This window comes from Pseudomonas sp. H26/SER47-MNA-CIBAN-0231 (assembly GCF_040310465.1).
GTDB lineage: Bacteria > Pseudomonadota > Gammaproteobacteria > Pseudomonadales > Pseudomonadaceae > Aquipseudomonas > Aquipseudomonas atacamensis.
Genome location: NZ_JBEOPW010000013.1, coordinates 87,005 through 104,280, shown reverse-complemented (window position 1 = coordinate 104,280; position 17,276 = coordinate 87,005). Strand labels below are relative to the sequence as shown.

10 protein-coding genes are annotated in these 17,276 nt (G+C 62.8%); 5 read left to right on the top strand and 5 right to left on the bottom strand.

What is annotated here, in order from left to right:
• Positions 1–39: 39 nt before the first annotated feature.
• From AAEZ10_RS19240 to AAEZ10_RS19230, 3 genes are all read left to right on the top strand, one after another.
• Complete coding sequence (locus AAEZ10_RS19240) at positions 40–2,361, top strand: TonB-dependent receptor (protein WP_350570525.1); 2,322 nt, start codon at positions 40–42, stop codon at positions 2,359–2,361.
• Between the two features lie 236 nt (positions 2,362–2,597).
• Positions 2,598–5,126, top strand: a complete 2,529-nt coding sequence (locus tag AAEZ10_RS19235; RefSeq protein WP_350570576.1) for a PepSY domain-containing protein — start codon at positions 2,598–2,600, stop codon at positions 5,124–5,126.
• A 225-nt stretch (positions 5,127–5,351) separates the two neighbouring features.
• The gene (locus AAEZ10_RS19230; RefSeq protein WP_056782898.1) at positions 5,352–5,720 is read left to right on the top strand and encodes an endonuclease domain-containing protein; all 369 of its coding nucleotides are present in this window, start codon (positions 5,352–5,354) and stop codon (positions 5,718–5,720) included.
• A 466-nt stretch (positions 5,721–6,186) separates the two neighbouring features.
• Here AAEZ10_RS19230 and AAEZ10_RS19225 read toward each other — a convergent pair whose 3' ends face one another.
• The 4 genes from AAEZ10_RS19225 to ptsP all read right to left on the bottom strand — a co-directional run bounded on the left by AAEZ10_RS19225 (position 6,187) and on the right by ptsP (position 13,452).
• Entirely contained in the window at positions 6,187–7,728 is a 1,542-nt protein-coding gene (locus tag AAEZ10_RS19225; RefSeq protein ID WP_350570523.1) for an alkaline phosphatase D family protein, read from the bottom strand.
• 175 nt (positions 7,729–7,903) lie between these two features.
• Positions 7,904–9,637: a PTS fructose-like transporter subunit IIB gene (locus tag AAEZ10_RS19220; RefSeq protein WP_350570521.1), complete on the bottom strand. Its 1,734-nt coding sequence runs from the start codon at positions 9,635–9,637 to the stop codon at positions 7,904–7,906.
• A gap of 11 nt (positions 9,638–9,648) precedes the next feature.
• Positions 9,649–10,590, bottom strand: a complete 942-nt coding sequence (pfkB, locus tag AAEZ10_RS19215; protein ID WP_217852348.1) for a 1-phosphofructokinase — start codon at positions 10,588–10,590, stop codon at positions 9,649–9,651.
• A complete protein-coding gene (gene ptsP / locus AAEZ10_RS19210) occupies positions 10,591–13,452 on the bottom strand; it encodes a phosphoenolpyruvate--protein phosphotransferase (RefSeq protein WP_130899409.1) in 2,862 nt (953 codons plus the stop codon).
• 305 nt (positions 13,453–13,757) lie between these two features.
• Between ptsP and cra the strand changes: the two genes are divergently transcribed.
• Positions 13,758–14,753, top strand: a complete 996-nt coding sequence (cra, locus tag AAEZ10_RS19205; protein WP_024011578.1) for a catabolite repressor/activator — start codon at positions 13,758–13,760, stop codon at positions 14,751–14,753.
• A gap of 3 nt (positions 14,754–14,756) precedes the next feature.
• On the top strand, positions 14,757–15,533 hold the full coding sequence (locus tag AAEZ10_RS19200; protein WP_122750850.1) for a TatD family hydrolase: 777 nt from the start codon (positions 14,757–14,759) through the stop codon (positions 15,531–15,533).
• 102 nt (positions 15,534–15,635) lie between these two features.
• Here the strand turns inward: AAEZ10_RS19200 and AAEZ10_RS28005 are convergent, their stop codons facing one another.
• Positions 15,636–16,325: a methyl-accepting chemotaxis protein gene (locus AAEZ10_RS28005; RefSeq protein WP_370695133.1), complete on the bottom strand. Its 690-nt coding sequence runs from the start codon at positions 16,323–16,325 to the stop codon at positions 15,636–15,638.
• Between the last annotated feature and the right edge of the window lie 951 nt (positions 16,326–17,276).

Sequence of the window (17,276 nt, the reverse complement as noted above, 5' to 3'; positions counted from 1 at the left end):
ATATTCCGCCGCCTCAAATCCTTGGGGAGGGGAATAAAAATGGCACGTCAACACGCACAATTACCGGTCAGTTCACCACGTCTGCTCGCCTCGGCAATCGGTGTCGCAATCACCGCCGGCTCGGCTGGGCAGATGGTCTTCGCGGCGGAAAAAACCGAGAGCAAAACTTCCGGCAACGCCATTGCCCTGGACGCCACCGCCATCACCGGTGAAGCCCAGGACTCGACCTCCTATCAGGTCGAAAAAGCCTCCTCGCCCAAGTACACCGCGCCGCTGGTCGACACCCCGCGCTCGGTCACCGTCATCCCGCAACAAGTGCTCAAGGACACCGGCGCGCTGAACATGCAGGACGCGCTGCGCACCGTGCCGGGCATCACCTTCGGCGCCGGTGAAGGCGGCAACCCGCAGGGCGACCGTCCGTTCATTCGCGGCTTCGATGCTCAGGGTGACACTTACCTGGACGGCGTGCGCGACACCGGTTCGCAGAGCCGCGAAATCTTCGCCGTGGAAAACATCGAAGTCAGCAAAGGCCCGAACTCGGCGATTGGCGGTCGCGGCGCGGCCGGCGGCAGCATCAACCTGGTGAGCAAGAAAGCCCATCTGGGCAACTCCTTCGACGGTGGCTTCACCTACGGCTCCGACCAGACCCAGCGCTACACCCTCGACGGCAACTACCAGTTCAGCGACAGCGCTGCCGGCCGTCTCAACCTGATGAGCCACGAGAGCAACGTCGCCGGTCGCGACAAGGTCGATTACGACCGTTGGGGCATCGCGCCGTCGCTGGCCTTCGGCCTGGGCACTGATACCCGCGTCAACCTCGACTACTACCATCTGGAAAGCAACGACACCCCGGACTCGGGCATCCCATACACCATTCCCACCGGTGGTTCGGCCGCACGCACCAAGTCCAACCCGGACAAGCCATACGCCGGGGGCGATCACGGCAACTTCTATGGTCTGGATCGCGACTTCCGCAAGGGCCGCACCGACACCGCGACCTTCGCCATCGAGCACGACCTGAACGATGCGCTGACCATCAAGAACACCCTGCGCCACGGCAGCAGCATGCAGGATTACATCCTCACCCAGCCGGACGACAGCAAGGGCAACGTCAACAACGGCAGCGTCTGGCGTCGGGCCAACACGCGGGTGAGCAACACCGAAACCACCACCAACCAGACCGACCTGTTCGGCACCTTGTACGTGGCCGGTTTCAAGAACAGCTTCTCCACCGGTGTCGAATACACACGCGAGCAGAGCGAGAAATCCTCGTACAACGTCAACACCGACACCACGCCGCGTACGACCAATGTGCCTTCCAGCAGCAACTGCACACCGGCGATGATTGGCGCCTCGAGCAATTACAACTGCACCTCGCTGTCGAACCCGAACCCGAACGATCCGTGGAACGGTGCGATCTCGCGCAACTACGCCGGCACCGACACCCAGGCCGACACCTACGCGCTGTACGTGTTCGACACGCTGGAGTTGTCCGAGCAATGGCTGGTGAACATGGGCCTGCGCTACGACCACTTCGACACCGACTACAAGACCTACAACGCCGCAGGGACCACCACCTCCAAGGGTGATGACACCAGCGAATTCGTCACCGGCCAGTTCGGCGTGGTCTACAAGCCGGCGGAAAACGGCAGCATCTACGCCTCCTATGCAACCTCGGCGACGCCGCCGGGCAACACCTTGGGCGAAGGTCAGGAAGGCAACCCGCTGGGCGGCACCCCGGATCGCAGCGGCAACCTGTTGAGCAGCGACATGGAGCCGGAAACCACCAAGAACTACGAGATCGGCACCAAGTGGGATCTGCTCAACGATCGCCTGTCGCTGACCGCCGACATCTTCCGCACCGAGAAGGAAAACGCTCGCGTGCAGGTCGACACCAGCTCCTACGAGAACGCCGGCAAGACCCGCGTGCAAGGCTTCGAACTGTCGGCCAGCGGCAAGATCACCGACAAGTGGCAGGTGTTCGCCGGTTACGCTTTCATGGACAGCGAACAGGTTGACGGTGGCCCGCTGGGTCGCGCCAACGACGGCAACGATCTGCCGAACACGCCGAAAAACAGCGCCAGCCTGTGGACCACGTATCAGGTCACGCCGAAGCTGACGATCGGTGGTGGCGCGTTCTACGTCGACGACGTCTACGGCAGTGTCGCCAACACGACGATGGTCGATTCGTACGTGCGTTACGACGCGATGGCGGCCTACAAGCTGACCAAGAACGTCGACCTGCAACTCAACGTGCAGAACCTGACCGACGAAACCTATTACGACAAAGCCTTCTCGACCCACTTCGCCAATCAGGCGGCGGGACGCACGGCGCTGTTGAGCACCAATTTCCACTTCTGACCAATGTGAAAACCTGTGGGAGCGAGCTTGCTCGCGAAAGCGGTGGCTCAGTGAAGTCGATGCTGACTGACACGACGCCTTCGCGAGCAAGCTCGCTCCCACATAAGATCTGCGAAACGGATCAGGCCCCGTTCATTCAGTTGAACGGGGCTTTTGTGTGTTACGCAAAACGCATCTTGATAACCCACGGCATAATGCGCGCCGTGATGACAATTTCCGAACGGACGGCGAGTGACGTGTTGAAGAAAACCCTGTTCCAGTTGCACTGGTTTTTTGGCATCACCGCAGGACTGGTGCTGGCCCTGATGGGCATCACCGGCGCGGCCTATTCGTTTCAGGACGAGATCCTGCGCGCGCTGAATCCGTCCGTTCTGCAGGTGGAAAAGCAGGTCGCCGGCGTGCTGCCACCAGTGGAACTGGTGGAACGCATTGAAGCTGCGTCCGGCAAGAAAGTCGCGATGCTCTGGGTCGAGACCGACAGCGGTCACGCCGCACGGGTATTCTTCACCCCGCCCAAGGGCGAACGGCGTGGCGAGATGCGCTACTTCGATCCGTACACTGCCGAATTCAAGGGCGACGCCACTGGCCAGGACTTCTTCGGCCTGATGCTGCAACTGCACCGCTTCCTCGCCATGGGCGACACCGGGCGCAACATCACCGGCGCCTGCACCTTGATGCTGTTGTTCTTCTGTCTCTCTGGCCTGTATTTGCGTTGGCCGCGCCAATGGAACAGCTGGCGCGTGTGGTTGACCCTGGACTGGAAAAAGAAGGGCCGCGCGTTCAATTGGGATCTGCACTCGGTGGCCGGCACCTGGTGCCTTTTGGTTTATCTGCTGCTGGCGTTGACCGGTTTGTCATGGTCGTACGAGTGGTACAACAAAGGCCTGACCCGACTGCTTTCCGACGCGCCGCAAAACGAACGCGTACGCGGCGGTCGCGGCCCGGCGCCGGAAGGCCCGGCACCGACCGCCGACTACGCGGCGATGTGGAGCAGCATCTACAGCGCTGCCGGCCCGGGTCTTGCCGCGTACAACATTCGCATGCCGGCGGTGGCCGGCCAGCCGGCGACGGTGTTCTACCTGCTCGACAGCTCACCCCATGACCGCGCGCTGAACCAGATCACCCTCGACCCGGCCACCGGCGTGGTCAAACGCGTCGACCGCTATGCCGACAAAAGCTTCAAGGCCCAACTGCTGACGAGCATTTATGCGCTGCACGTGGGCAGCTATTTTGGCCTCGTCGGGCGCATCATCGTGACGATTGCGGCGGTGTGCATGCCGCTGTTTTTCATCACTGGCTGGCTGCTGTATCTGGACCGTCGACGCAAGAAAAAGCAGATCAAGGATGCCCGCCAAGGTCTCGCACAACCGTCCGCCGATGCTTCGGCGTGGCTGATCGGTTTCGCCAGCCAGAGCGGATTCGCCGAGCAACTGGCGTGGCAGACCGCCGGACAATTGCAGGCCGCCGGATTGCCGGTCAACGTGCAGCCGCTGGCCAATCTGAGCGAACAGGATCTGCGTGAGTCGAACAACGCATTGTTCGTGGTCAGCACCTTCGGCGACGGCGAAGCGCCGGACAGCGCCCGTGGTTTCGAGCGCAAAGTGCTGGCCAAGGCCTCGGCACTCGACAGCCTCAACTACGCCGTGCTCGGTCTCGGCGATCGGCAGTATGCGCACTTCTGCGGCTTCGCCAAGCGCCTGCATCAATGGCTCGGCGAGCACGGCGGCAAGACCTTGTTCGCCCCGGTGGAAGTCGACAGCGGCGATCCTTACGCGTTGCGTCACTGGCAAACGCAACTCGGCCAGCTCACCGGACAGGCGCCGAGCGAAACCTGGCAAGCACCGAGCTATGACAACTGGACGCTGGTCCGTCGCGAACTGATGAACCCCGACAGCAGCGGCGCGCCGGTCTACCTGCTCGGCCTCAAAGCCCCGGACACCCGCAGCTGGCTCGCCGGTGACCTGGTCGAAGTGCTGCCACGCAACTGCCCGTGGGCCATCGAACATTTCCTCGACGGCCTCGGCATTCGTGGCGAAACTCAGGTGAAGGTCAACGGCATCGACGAACCACTGGAAGTGGCCCTCGCCTCACGGCAACTGCCCGAGCACCGCGCGCATCTGGTCGGCTTGCATGCGCAGTCGCTGGTCGACGCGATGGTGCCACTGGCGATGCGCGAATACTCGATCGCCTCGATTGCCGCTGACGGCTTGCTGGAGCTGATCGTGCGCCAGGAACAGCACAACGACGGCAGCCTCGGCATCGGCTCCGGCTGGCTCACCGAACACGCGCCAGTGGGCGGCAGCATCAGCCTGCGCGTGCGGCGCAACAGCGGTTTCCATCTGCCGAACGAACCCGTGCCGATGATCCTGCTGGGCAACGGCACAGGTCTCGCCGGCCTGCGCAGCCTGCTCAAGGCACGCATTGCCGACGGCCAGCAACGGCAGTGGCTGCTATTCGGCGAGCGCAACCGCGAGCACGACTTCCTCTGCCGCGCCGAGCTGGAAGAGTGGCTGGTCAATGGTGATCTGGCGCGGCTGGATCTGGCGTTTTCGCGGGATCAGGCTGAAAAGATTTATGTGCAGGATCGCTTGCGTGAGTCGGCGGATGAATTGAAGAAATGGTTAGCAGATGGTGCCGTCATCTATATCTGCGGCAGCCTTCAAGGTATGGCCTCAGGCGTAGACCAGGCGCTCAACGATATCCTCGGCAGCGCCGAAGTCGAACGCCTGATCGAACAGGGCCGCTATCGCCGGGATGTTTACTAACGCCTGCGAAAAGCCCCTCACCCTAGCCCTCTCCCAATGGGAGAGGGGACCGACTGGGGGATGCTCGAGATCGACGCCGACCTGAGCGTTCTTCACTGAATCCATAGCCATAATCACCTCGGTCGGCTCCCTCTCCTCCTGGAAGAGAGCTGGGCGGGCGGCGTTCCGATGAGGGAAATGGGCTACTGTTAAATCTCCACTCAACTTCACAAGGACCGTGAAGCCATGCCAAGCCGCCCTACCCTCGCCCAATTCGCCCGCCACTTGCGCACCAACCAGACAGATTGCGAACACCTGCTCTGGCAGCGCCTGCGTTCCCGGCAGATAGCCAACCTGAAATTTCGCCGACAGTTTCCATGTCCGCCGTTTGTGCTGGATTTCTATTGTGTGGAGTTGAGATTGGCGATTGAGCTGGATGGTGGCCAGCATTATGAGACGGCCGGGGTGGTTCACGATCGGCGCCGGTCGAACTTCCTGTCTCAACAAGGCATCGACGTCGTGCGATTCAGCAATCTTGAGGTGCTTCAGCAGATGGATGATGTGTTGGAGCAGATCATCAGAATTGCGGCAGAGCGGAAAATGCCCTCACCCTAGCCCTCTCCCAGAGGGAGAGGGGACTGATTGGGGGATGCTCGAGATCGACGCCGACCTGAGCGTTCTTCACTGAATCCAAAGCCATAATCACCTCGATCTTCCAGGTCGATGCATGACGCAAGACACCTCGGTCGGCCCTCTCCCTCCCAGAGGGCGAGGTGACTGATTGGGTGATGCTTGAAATCGACGCCGACCTGAGCGTTCTTCACTGAATCCAAAGCCACAATCACCTCGGTCTTCCAGGTCGATGCATAGCGCAAGACACCTCGGTCGGCCCTCTCCCTCCCAGAGGGCCAGAGGACTGATTGGGGGATGCTTGAGATCGACGCCGACCTGAGCATTCTTCACTGAATCCAAAGCCACAATCACCTCGATCTTCCAGGTCGATGCATGACGCTAGACACCTCGGTCGGCTCCCTCTCCCTCCGGGAGAGGGCTGGGGTGAGGGGCTTTCGATCCAGCGTGATTAAACAGGCTGCAACTTCTGCTCAAACACTGCTACCCCATCCAGATCCCGCAACACCACACTCATCTCCCCGCTCTGCCCTTCGATATTCACCTCACCAAAAAACTGAAACCCGGCAAACGGCGAGGTGTTCTGTGCGGGCGGTGCTTTCTCGAACACCACCTCAGGCCCGAACGTCTTGTCCAGTGGATTCGGCCCGAAACTGCCGGCGTTCAACGGCCCGGCGACGAATTCCCAGAACGGTTCGAAATCCTGAAACGCGGCGCGGTCCGGGTGGTAGTGATGCGCCGCGCAGTAGTGCACGTCCGCCGTCAGAAACACGAAATTACGCACCTGCTGCGCACGTAAAAATCCGAGCAATTCGGCAATTTCCAGTTCACGCCCCTGCGCCGCGCCGGGGTCGCCGTTGGCCACGGCTTCCCAACGCGCAACGCCCGGGCTGACCTCGCCGTCCGGGACGCCAAGGCCGATGGGCATGTCGGCGGCGATGACTTTCCACTGCGCCGTCGACGCCTGCAATTCACGCTTGAGCCAGTCCAACTGCTCGCGGCCGAGAAACGGTTTTGCCGCGCCGAGGTTGTCGTCGTTGGCTTCGCGATAGCTGCGCATATCCAGCACGAATACGTCGAGCATCGGCCCGTAACTGAGCTTGCGATAAATGCGCCCGCCGCCGTCCGCCGCTTGCAAACGCATCGGCGCATATTCCAGCCACGCCTGCCGCGCGCGGCCGACCAGCTTGTGGATATCTTTCTCCTGATAACGCTCATCCAGCTGCTTGCCCGGCGACCAGTTGTTGACCACTTCGTGATCGTCCCACTGCCAGATCTGCGGCACTTCGGCGTTGAAGCGGCGGATGTTTTCGTCCATCAGGTTGTAGCGATAGTTGCCGCGATAATCGTCGAGAGTCTGCGCGACTTTGCCCTTGGCTTCGGTGGTGATATTGCGCCAGATGCGCCCACTCTCGGTAGTCAGTTGCGCGGGCACCGGGCCGTCGGCGTAGATGGTGTCGCCGCTGTGGATAAAGAAGTCCGGCAGACGCAGGCGCATGGCTTCGTAAATGCGCATGCCGCCGATGTCCGGGTTGATCCCGAAGCCCTGGCCGACGGTGTCACCGCTCCAGACAAAACGGATGTCGCGTTTTGTCGTTGGCACACTGCGCAGATGGCCGAACCATGGTTCGCTGGCGACGCCGCTCTGGGCGTCTTCGAAGTGCACGCGATAGAAAATTGCCTGGCTGGCCGGCAGGCCGGTGAGTTCGACGCGGGCGGTGAAATCGCTGCGCGCATCGGCCAGTGGCGAGACGAATTTGCGCGGGTTGCCGAACAGGCTGCCGGTGTCCCACTCCACCACCATACGCGCCGGCCGATCGCTGCGGCTCCAGATCATCGCGCGGTCGCCGAGCAGGTCGCCGGACTGCACGCCGTCGGTGAGCTGCGGACGATCCTTGACCGAGGCAATCACCGCCGGCGCCAGCCCCGGCAGCAACAGCCCGGCGCCGACCGCTTGCATGACGCGACGCCGGCCGAGATTGAAATCGCTCATGGTGTTCTCCCTGCAAAAGGGAAAACTTAAGCACGGGTGTATGAACCGGCTATGACAATGCAGACTCCTGTGGGAGCGAGCCTGCTCGCGAAGGCGTCCTGCCAGTTACCACATCTTCAGCTGGCACTCCGCTTTCGCGAGCAGGCTCGCTCCCACAGGGATTTGGTGTTGTCGGTCAGGCCTTGGCGGGCTCCAGCGGTAGCTCGACAGCCTCCGGCCGTTTGAGCAGCGCATACACCACCGCCGTGACCAGGCTCCCCGCAACAATCGCCAGCAGATACAGCAGCGCATGGTTGATTGCATTGGGGATCGCCAGCACGAACAAGCCACCGTGCGGCGCCATCAGTTTGCAGCCGAAGTACATCGACAAGGCACCGGTCAGCGCGCCGCCAGCGATGCTCGCCGGAATCACCCGCAGCGGATCTTTCGCGGCAAACGGAATCGCCCCTTCGGAGATAAAGCACAGGCCGAGCACGAACGCCGCTTTGCCGGCCTCGCGCTCGGTCTGGGCGAACTTGCGCCGGGCAATGAAGGTGGCGATGCCCAGGCCAATCGGCGGCACCATGCCGGCGGCCATGGTCGCGGCCATCGGTGCGTAACTCTGCGAGGCCAGCAGCCCCACCGAAAACGCATAGGCAGCCTTGTTGATCGGCCCACCGAGGTCGACGCACATCATGCCGCCGAGCAATACGCCGAGCAGAATCGCATTGGTGGTGCCCATACTGTCGAGGAACTGGGTGAGCGCGGCGAGCATGCCGGCGACCGGTTTGCCGACCACGTAAATCATCACCAGGCCGGTGACCAGACTGGCCAGCAACGGGATGATCAGAATCGGCTTCAACGCTTCCAGGCTCTGCGGCAATTTCACATAGCGGGCAATGGCTTTGGCGGCATAACCGGCGATGAAGCCGGCAATAATCCCGCCGATGAATCCAGCGCCCAGAGTGCCTGCGAGCAAACCGCCGATCATCCCCGGCGCAAGGCCCGGGCGATCGGCGATCGAGTAGGCGATGTAACCGGCGAGCAGCGGCACCATCAGCTTGAACGCGGTTTCGCCGCCGATCTGCATCAGCGCCGCCGCCAGCGTGCCTTCTTCCTTGTACGCGGTGATGCCGAACACGAAGGACAACGCGATCAGCAAACCACCCGCCACCACCATTGGCAGCATGTACGACACACCCGTGAGCAGGTGCTTGTAGACGCCGGTTTTTTCAGACTTGGCCGCAGCCTTGCCGTCACTTGCCGCACTTTCCACTGCGCCTTCGGCCAGGGCTCTTTTCAGGGTCGCTTCGGATTGCTTCAGCGCAACGCCCGTGCCGCAGCGATAGATTTTCTTGCCGGCGAAACGCTCGGTAGCGACGTCGATATCCGCCGCCAGCAGCACCACGTCAGCCTCGGCGATGGCCGTTGCGCTGAGCGGGGTTTTCGCGCCCACCGAGCCTTGGGTTTCGACCTGCAATTCATAGCCCAGACGCTTGGCGGTCTGCTGCAACGCTTCGGCGGCCATGAAGGTGTGGGCGACGCCGGTCGGGCAGGCTGTGATGGCGACGATGCGTGGCGCACGTGGCGCGTCAATCGCCGGTTCGATTGCGCTGGCCACGTAGACTTCGGCTTCTTCAGCACCGCGACGCAGTACCGCTTCGACATCCTGCAGCGCCTGCGCCGGAGCGATCTGGAACACGCGCTTGCCGACAAACCGGCTCATGTCCACCGCGCCAGTGGTGACCAGCAAGACCCACTCGGCGGCTTCGATGGTCGCCGCCGACAACTCGCGTTCCGGGTGTGCCGGATCGACCACTTCAACGCTGGTGCTCCAGCCCTGACGCTGCGCCGCTGCATCGAGCAGACGCGCGCACAGCACACTGGTGACCATGCCGTTCGGGCAAGCCGTAACAATGGCTAACTTCATCACAAACCCTCTTATTGTTCTGTCAGGGGGCGCACGCGCACGCCCTGTTCGAGCTGCGCCAGTTGCGCAGCGTCGTTGATGCCAAAACCGATCTGGGTCACCGCCATTGCCGCAATCGCGGTGGCGGTGCGCAGGGTTTGCTCCGGCGTATCAGCACTGAGCAGACCGTGGAGCATGCCAGCCAGCAATGAATCGCCGGCACCGACCGTGCTCGCCACGCTGACTTTCGGCGGCGAGGCATGCAGGGCCGAGCCGACACTGAACCAGTTGACCCCGTCGGCGCCGTGGGAGATCACCACGTGCTCGATGCCTTGCGCATGCAAACGTGCGGCGGCTTGTGCTTCGGCGATCGGCGAGACCACTTCGCAGCCGAGGGCGTGGGCCAGTTCTTCGGTGTTCGGTTTGATCAGCCAGGGGCTGGCCTGCAACGCGACGCGCAAGGCTTCACCACTGGAATCGAGGGCGACTTTCAAGCCGAGCGCGTTCAAGCTTTCAATCAGCTCGCGCAACCATTGCGCAGTGACGCCACGCGGCAGACTGCCGGCGACCACCACCGCATCGTGCCCCGGTGCGATCTTCTGCAAGCGATCAAGCAAGGCTTGCTGCGCCGTTGCATCGACCACCGGGCCAGGCCCGTTGATGTCGGTGATGCGCCCGTCCTGCTCGGCGACCTTGATGTTGCTGCGCGTCTCGCCCGGCACGCGGATGAACGCGTCGACGAAACCGCGCTTGGCGAACAGGGTTTCGAACGCTTGCTGATTGTCTTCGCCGAGAAAGCCGCTGACGGTGACCTGATGGCCAAGATCCGCCAGCACTTGCGCGACGTTGACGCCTTTGCCCGCAGCGTGGGTGTGCATCTCCTCGCTGCGATTGACCTGACCGGCATCGAGCCGTGACAGCTCGACGGTGAGGTCGAGTGCCGGGTTGAGGGTCAGGGTAAGAATCTTGGCCATTTACAGGGCCTCCACTAATGCGCGCACTTCATTCGCGCTGCCCACGGCCAGGGCCTGTTGAGCGAGGGTTTGCGCCTGGGGCAGGCTGAGTTCACGGATGCGCGCCTTGACTTCGGCAATGCTGCGCCCGGACACGCTGAGCTCGTCGACACCGAGGCCGACCAGCACCGGCACCGCCAGCGGATCTGCCGCCAGTTCGCCGCAGACGCCCACCCATTTGCCATGGGCATGGGCGGCGCGCACGGTGATGTCGATCAGTTGCAGGACCGCCGGGTGCAAGCCGTCCGCTTGAGCAGACAGGGTCGGGTGACCACGGTCGATGGCCAGGGTGTATTGGGTCAGGTCGTTGGTGCCGACGCTGAAGAAGTCGACTTCCTTGGCCAGCACTGGCGCAAGCAACGCGGCCGACGGCACCTCGATCATGATCCCCAATTGCAGGTCGGCGACTGGAATTTCCAGACGCAGGCGTTCGGTCATGTCGCGGGCCTGGCGCCACTCTTCGACGCTGCCGACCATCGGGAACATGATCCGCAGCGGACGGTTGTCGGCCGAGCGCAGCAAGGCGCGCAGTTGCGCTTCCATGATCTGCGGCCGCTGCAGGGTCAGGCGAATGCCGCGCACGCCGAGGAACGGGTTTTCTTCCTTGGCGATCGGCCAATACGGCAACGGTTTGTCGCCGCCGACGTCGAGCGTGCGCACCACCAGCGGCCGCCCGGCCAGACCATCAAGGACGCGACGGTATTCGGCTTCCTGGGTCGCCTCATCCGGCGCCTGTGGGTGGGCCATGAAAATCAGTTCGGTGCGCAGCAGACCAATGCCTTCGGCGCCCTGCTCCACCGCGCTGGTCACGCCTGCGCTTTCGCCGATGTTGGCGAACACTTCGACGGCGTGGCCGTCGGTGGTGTGTGCCGGTTGATGGCGTTGTTCGGCGGCGATCTTCAGGCGTTGCTCGCGGGTGTCGCGCTCTTCAGCGGCACGCTTGAGGGTCGCGGCATCGGCGTCGACATGCAGACGGCCACGCTGACCGTCGAGCAACAGCGGCGTGCCCGGCTCGAGCAACAGCACCGCTGCACCCGCGCCGACCAGTGCTGGAATACCGAGCGCGCGGGCGACGATGGCGCTGTGCGCGGTAGCACCGCCGCGCGCGGTGAGAATCCCCGCAACCCGCGCAGGATCCAGGCGCGCGACATCGGACGGGCCGACTTCGTCCATCACCAGAATGTACGGTTGCTCAGGTTCGTTCGCGGTTTGCACGCCACACAATTGCGCCAGCACTCGACGGCCGATGTCACGCAGATCCGCAGCACGCTCGGCGAGCAACGCGTCCTGCAGCGACTCCTGCTGTTTGGCGGCGGCTTCGATCACTGCCATCCACGCCGCTTCGGCGCTTTCGCCTTGCTTGAGGCGGGTGTCGACTTCGTCGGTCAGATCCGGGTCGTCGAGCATTTCCTGGTGAGTGATGAAAATCTCGCGAATCGCCTTGGCCTTGCTGCGTTCGATCAAGCCTTGGATGTCGCGGCGCACGTCGCTCAGCGCTTGCTTGAGGCGCTCGCGCTCGATCGCGGCAGATTCGCCGCGCAACGGGTAGTCGATGGCTTGCAGCACCTGAATGTGCGCAGGGCCGATGGCGATGCCCGGTGCGGCAGGTATCGCCTGCAACAGGCTGCCGGAGGCCGGGGCGATCAGCACTTCGGCGATGTCGGCGATCACTTCGCGCTGCTGACTCACGGCCGGCAGCGGCTCGACTTCCTCACCGAGGCCTTCTTCAATCGCCGCGAGCAAGGCCGGCAAGGCATCGCTGGCGATGCTCGGTTCGGCAATCAGCTCCAGCACCTGACCGCGCCGGGCGCCGAGGCTGAGCAGTTTGCTCAGGCTCTTCACCGATACGGCGCTGTCTTGGCTGTCGACGATGCGCACGCGGATTTCGCCATCAAAACTCTTCGCCAGTTGCGCGAGGATCTTCGCCGGCCGCGCATGCAAACCGTGGGCGTTGGCCAGGGCAATACGTGCACTCGGCCAATCGGCAGGCAGTTCACCGCCCAGCACTTCGAGGACTTTGCGGCTGCTGGTGGCGCGGCCCAGTTCGTGGCCGCGACCTTCGATCAGCAACGCGCACAAACGCTCGAGCAACGCCTGATGCGCTTCGCCCAGACTGGCGAGGCAGAACAGTCCGCTGAGCGGCTGGCCGAGGTAGCGCATCGGTTTGTCCGGGGTGACGAACGCCAGTCCCGGACGCTTCACGGTCTGCTCGCTGTGCAGCCACCACAGGCCATCGCCCAGTGGCAGCGCTTCGACTTGCTGCAACACGCCGGCAAAGCCGTTGCTCACACAATCGGCCTGACGCAGCAGACGTGCGCCGCGCCAGACCAGTTCTTCGAAATCGTCGGCCGACACGCCGAGGCCGATCATCTGCGCATCCAGCGCCAGTTCCTGCGGCGCGCCTTGCAACAGTTTAAGCAGCGCTTCGGGGGAGCTGGCGCGACGCAGGGCCTGGCCCAGATCGGTCTCGCCGAGGGCGCGGGTCAGCAGTTGCAGCAGGCGCAGGTGTTCGTCGGATTTCGCCGCGATGCCGATGGCCAGATAAACGATCTGGCCATCGCCCCAATCGACGCCATCAGGAAACTGCATCAGGCGCACGCCGGTGGCGAATACCTGATCGCGGGTTTCCGGGGTGCCGTGGGGAATGGCGATGCCTTGACCGAGAAAGGTCGAGCCCTGGGCTTCCCGGGCCTGCAGGCCGGCGAGGTAGCCGTCGGCAACCAGACCGTCGGCAACCAGATGACTGGCCAGCAATTGCAGGGCAGCGGGTTTATCCACGGCCGACTGGCCCATGGATATCTGCTCTATAGTGAGCTCGAGCATGCGATCTCCTTTTTGGCGCAGTTCAACGCCAGGTATTGTTTTGAATGGTTCACAGCTTAGGCGCTCTGCCGCGCTTTTCAGCGGCAGTTTTGGCGGTTTCACGGCAGGACCGGCCAAAGGCGTCTAAAACGTAGAAAATACGCTTGCTGAAACGTTTAATCTAGATTGATCGGCACGTTACTCGATAATGTCTCATCCTTGAAGTCCAACTGGTCGGATCTGCCCAAGCAATAAGTCGACTGCCCTTATCGGGTAGGATTGGCGAAAATGTCGCGGCATGCTCGAAAAAACAAGGAAATACCGGGTTGAAACTCAGTGATATCGCGCGGTTGGCCGGCGTCTCCGTCACCACCGCCAGCTACGTCATCAACGGCAAGGCCGAACAGCAACGCATCAGCAACGCGACCGTCGAGCGCGTGCGCGCGGTGGTCGATCTGCACGGCTTCACGCCCAATCCGCAAGCGGCCGGCCTGCGCAGTCGGCACACGCGCACCCTGGGCTTTATCCTGCCGGATCTGGAAAACCCCAGTTACGCGCGGATCGCCAAGTTGCTCGAACAAGGCGCGCGAGCTCGCGGTTATCAATTGCTGATCGCCAGCTCCGACGACGCGCCGGACAGCGAGCGCCAGTTGCTGCAACTGTTCCGCGCCCGTCGTTGCGATGCGCTGATCGTTGCCAGTTGCCTGCCGGCCGGTGATGACAGCTATCGCCAGTTGCAGGCCAAGGGTCTGCCGATCATCGCCATCGACCGGGTCATGGAACCGGAGCATTTCTGCTCGGTGATCAGCGACGACCGCGAGGCCAGCCTGCATCTGACCCAGAGCCTGCTCGATCCGCAGCCAAAGCAGATCGTGCTGCTCGGCGCACGCCCGGAGCTGAGCATCAGCCAGGAGCGTGCCGCCGGTTTCCGCGCAGCGCTCAACGATTTCAAAGGCGAGGTGCTGGTCGAGCACGCCGAGTCGTTCAGCCGCGAGTGCGGCAAGCAATTGATGGAAGAACTCCTGCAGCGTCTGGGGCATTTGCCTGACGCGCTGGTGACCACTTCCTACGTGCTGCTGCAAGGCGTGTTCGATGCGCTGCATGATTTCCCGCTGAAATCGAGGCCGCTGCGCCTCGGCACCTTCGGCGACACGCAGTTGCTGGATTTCCTGCCGCTGCCGGTCAATGCCATGTCCCAGCAACACCAGTTGATCGCCGACAAGGCCCTGGAACTGGCGCTGGCCGCCGTGGAGCAGGACGACTACCAACCGGGCGTGCAAGCCATTGCGCGGACCTTCAAGCAGCGTATTCATCGGGACTGAATCGTGGAGCTGATCGACAGCCACACCCACCTCGACTTCCCAGACTTCGACGCCGATCGCGCCGAGTTGCTGGCCGAAAGCCGCGCTCTCGGCGTGCGGCGCATCGTCGTGCTGGGCGTGCATCAGGGCAACTGGCAACGGGTGTGGGATCTGGTGCAGAGCGATGCCGAGCTGTACGCGGCGTTCGGATTGCACCCGGTGTTTCTCGATCAGCATCGGCCCGAGGATTTGCATGCGCTGGGGGACTGGCTGACGCGCTTGCGCGGACATCGTCAGCTGTGTGCGGTGGGCGAGATCGGCCTGGATTACTTCATCGAAAACCTCGATCGCGAACGGCAACAGGCGTTGTTCGAAGCGCAGCTGCAACTGGCGGCGGACTTCGAGTTGCCGGCGCTGATCCACGTACGCCGCAGCCACGCAGCGGTGATCGCCACGCTCAAGCGCTTCAAGCTCAAACGCGCCGGCATCATCCACGCCTTCGCCGGCAGCCGTGAGGAAGCGCGGGAATACATCAAGCTTGGTTTCAAACTGGGCCTCGGCGGCGCACCGACCTGGCCGCAGGCATTGCGCATGCATCGGGTGCTGCCGGAACTGCCGCTGCAATCGGTGGTACTGGAAACCGACTCACCAGACATGGCCCCCGCCATGTTCCCCGGCCAGCGCAACAGCCCGGCGCATCTGCCGGCAATCTGTGCGGCGTTGGCCGAGCTGATGAATATCACGCCTGAACAACTGGCCAACGCCAGCACCGCCAACTGCTGCGAAGTCTTCGGCTGGTAATACTGCCGTCCCCTGTGGGAGCGAGCCTGCTCGCGAAAGCAATCTGTCAGTGACATCGTCAATGCCTGACCCACCGCCTTCGCGAGCAGGCTCGCTCCCACATCAGACGCGAAATGCGCTGATCAGTTGTTTGAGCTCAACCACCTGCGCCGACAGCGCGCGGCTGGCATCTTCGGTCTGGTGCGCACCTTGCGCCGTGCGTTCGCCGGCACGGTTGATCTCGACGATATTCTGGTCGATGTCATGGGCCACGGCGGTCTGCTGTTCCACGGCAGCGGCGATCTGCTGGTTCTGATCGACGATCATGCCCACCGCGCCAAGAATGTTCTCCAGCGCCTGCTGGACCTTCTCCGACTGGCCCACCGTGCCATTGGCCATCTGATGACTGACGCCCATGGCCTTCACCGCCGCGCCGACGCCGCCATGCAGTTTGGCGATCATCTGCTCGATTTCTTCGGTCGATTGCTGGGTGCGCTTGGCCAAGGTGCGTACTTCGTCGGCGACCACGGCAAAACCGCGCCCCTGCTCGCCGGCCCGCGCGGCTTCGATAGCGGCGTTAAGCGCCAGCAGGTTGGTCTGTTCGGCGATGCTCTTGATCACCTCAAGCACACGGCTGATCGACTGGCTGTCGCTGGCCAGTTGATTGATCACCAGCACCGACTGGTCGATTTCGCTGGCGAGCGCGGCAATGCTGCCCTGTTGTGATTCCACCAGCCCGCGCCCGCTGAGGGTTTCGTCGTTGACGCTGTGGGCGCTGCTCACCGCAGCGGCGGCACTGCGAGCGACTTCCATTGAGGTCGCCGACATCTGGTTCATCGCCGTCGCCACTTGTTCGATTTGCGAGCGCTGCCCGGCCACAGCCTGATTGCTCTGCGCCGACACGCTCTCCACCTGCCCGGCCTGTCGCTCGACTTCGCCAACGGTGTGGCCCACGCGTTCGATCAAGTCGTGAATCTTCTTCACCGTACCGTTGAACACCTCGCCCAACTCGCCCAGCTCATCGCGGCTGCTGGCCTTGAAGTTGACGGTCATGTCACCGGCCGCGACCTTGTCCATCATCGCGCCCAGGCTTTTCAGGGTGGTCCGGGTCGAGGCGTAGAAACCGCCATAAAGATAGAAAATCAGCACGAACACCACCGAAAGCGCCGAGGCTTGCAGAATCATGTGCGTGCGGTTCTGCGCCAGACGCTGCTGCAATTGCCTGTCGAGGAATTTCAGCGTGGCCTGATTGAGCTGGTAGGTGTGTTCCATCAGCCCGGTGACCTGATCGTAGAATGCCTGCCACGGCGCATCGAGGGTGTCGGCCATTACCACTTGTTCTTCGAACAGCTCGCTGGCCTGTTTGAGCGAAGCCTTGCTGCTGTCGGCCTGGGCGCTGAGGGATTCGCGTGCAGCGCTGCTGGAACCGAGGGCGTCCTGCAGTTTCAGAGCGTACTCGGCCTGGAGTTTTTCGATCTGCACCAGCAGCTCGTCAAAACGCGTGCTGGAGGAACTGTTGAGAAAGCCCTGGCCCAACGAATACGAGCCCATCGCCCGGCCTTCGCCGAGGGTTTGCGTCACGCTGGGGGTAATCAGCGTCACCAGTTCGCTGAGCTGACGAATGTCGCTCTGGTTGTCGCGGCTCAACCCGGCCTGACTGGTGATGATCTGGCTGAAAATCTGCGCACTGGCCAGCAACTTGCCGATCAACGCGCTTTTGCTTTGCAGCGAAGTCTCCGCCTGCTGGGCCTTGAACGCGGCGAT

Excerpts from the sequence above, each read along its gene's own strand:
- AAEZ10_RS19240 (WP_350570525.1), top strand. The coding sequence starts at position 40 with ATGGCACGTCAACACGCACAATTACCGGTCAGTTCACCACGTCTGCTC.
- AAEZ10_RS19230 (WP_056782898.1), top strand. The coding sequence starts at position 5,352 with ATGCCAAGCCGCCCTACCCTCGCCCAATTCGCCCGCCACTTGCGCACC.
- AAEZ10_RS19225 (WP_350570523.1), bottom strand. The coding sequence starts at position 7,728 with ATGAGCGATTTCAATCTCGGCCGGCGTCGCGTCATGCAAGCGGTCGGC.
- AAEZ10_RS19220 (WP_350570521.1), bottom strand. The coding sequence starts at position 9,637 with ATGAAGTTAGCCATTGTTACGGCTTGCCCGAACGGCATGGTCACCAGT.
- pfkB (WP_217852348.1), bottom strand. The coding sequence starts at position 10,590 with ATGGCCAAGATTCTTACCCTGACCCTCAACCCGGCACTCGACCTCACC.
- ptsP (WP_130899409.1), bottom strand. The coding sequence starts at position 13,452 with ATGCTCGAGCTCACTATAGAGCAGATATCCATGGGCCAGTCGGCCGTG.
- AAEZ10_RS28005 (WP_370695133.1), bottom strand. The coding sequence starts at position 16,325 with ATGGAAGTCGCTCGCAGTGCCGCCGCTGCGGTGAGCAGCGCCCACAGC.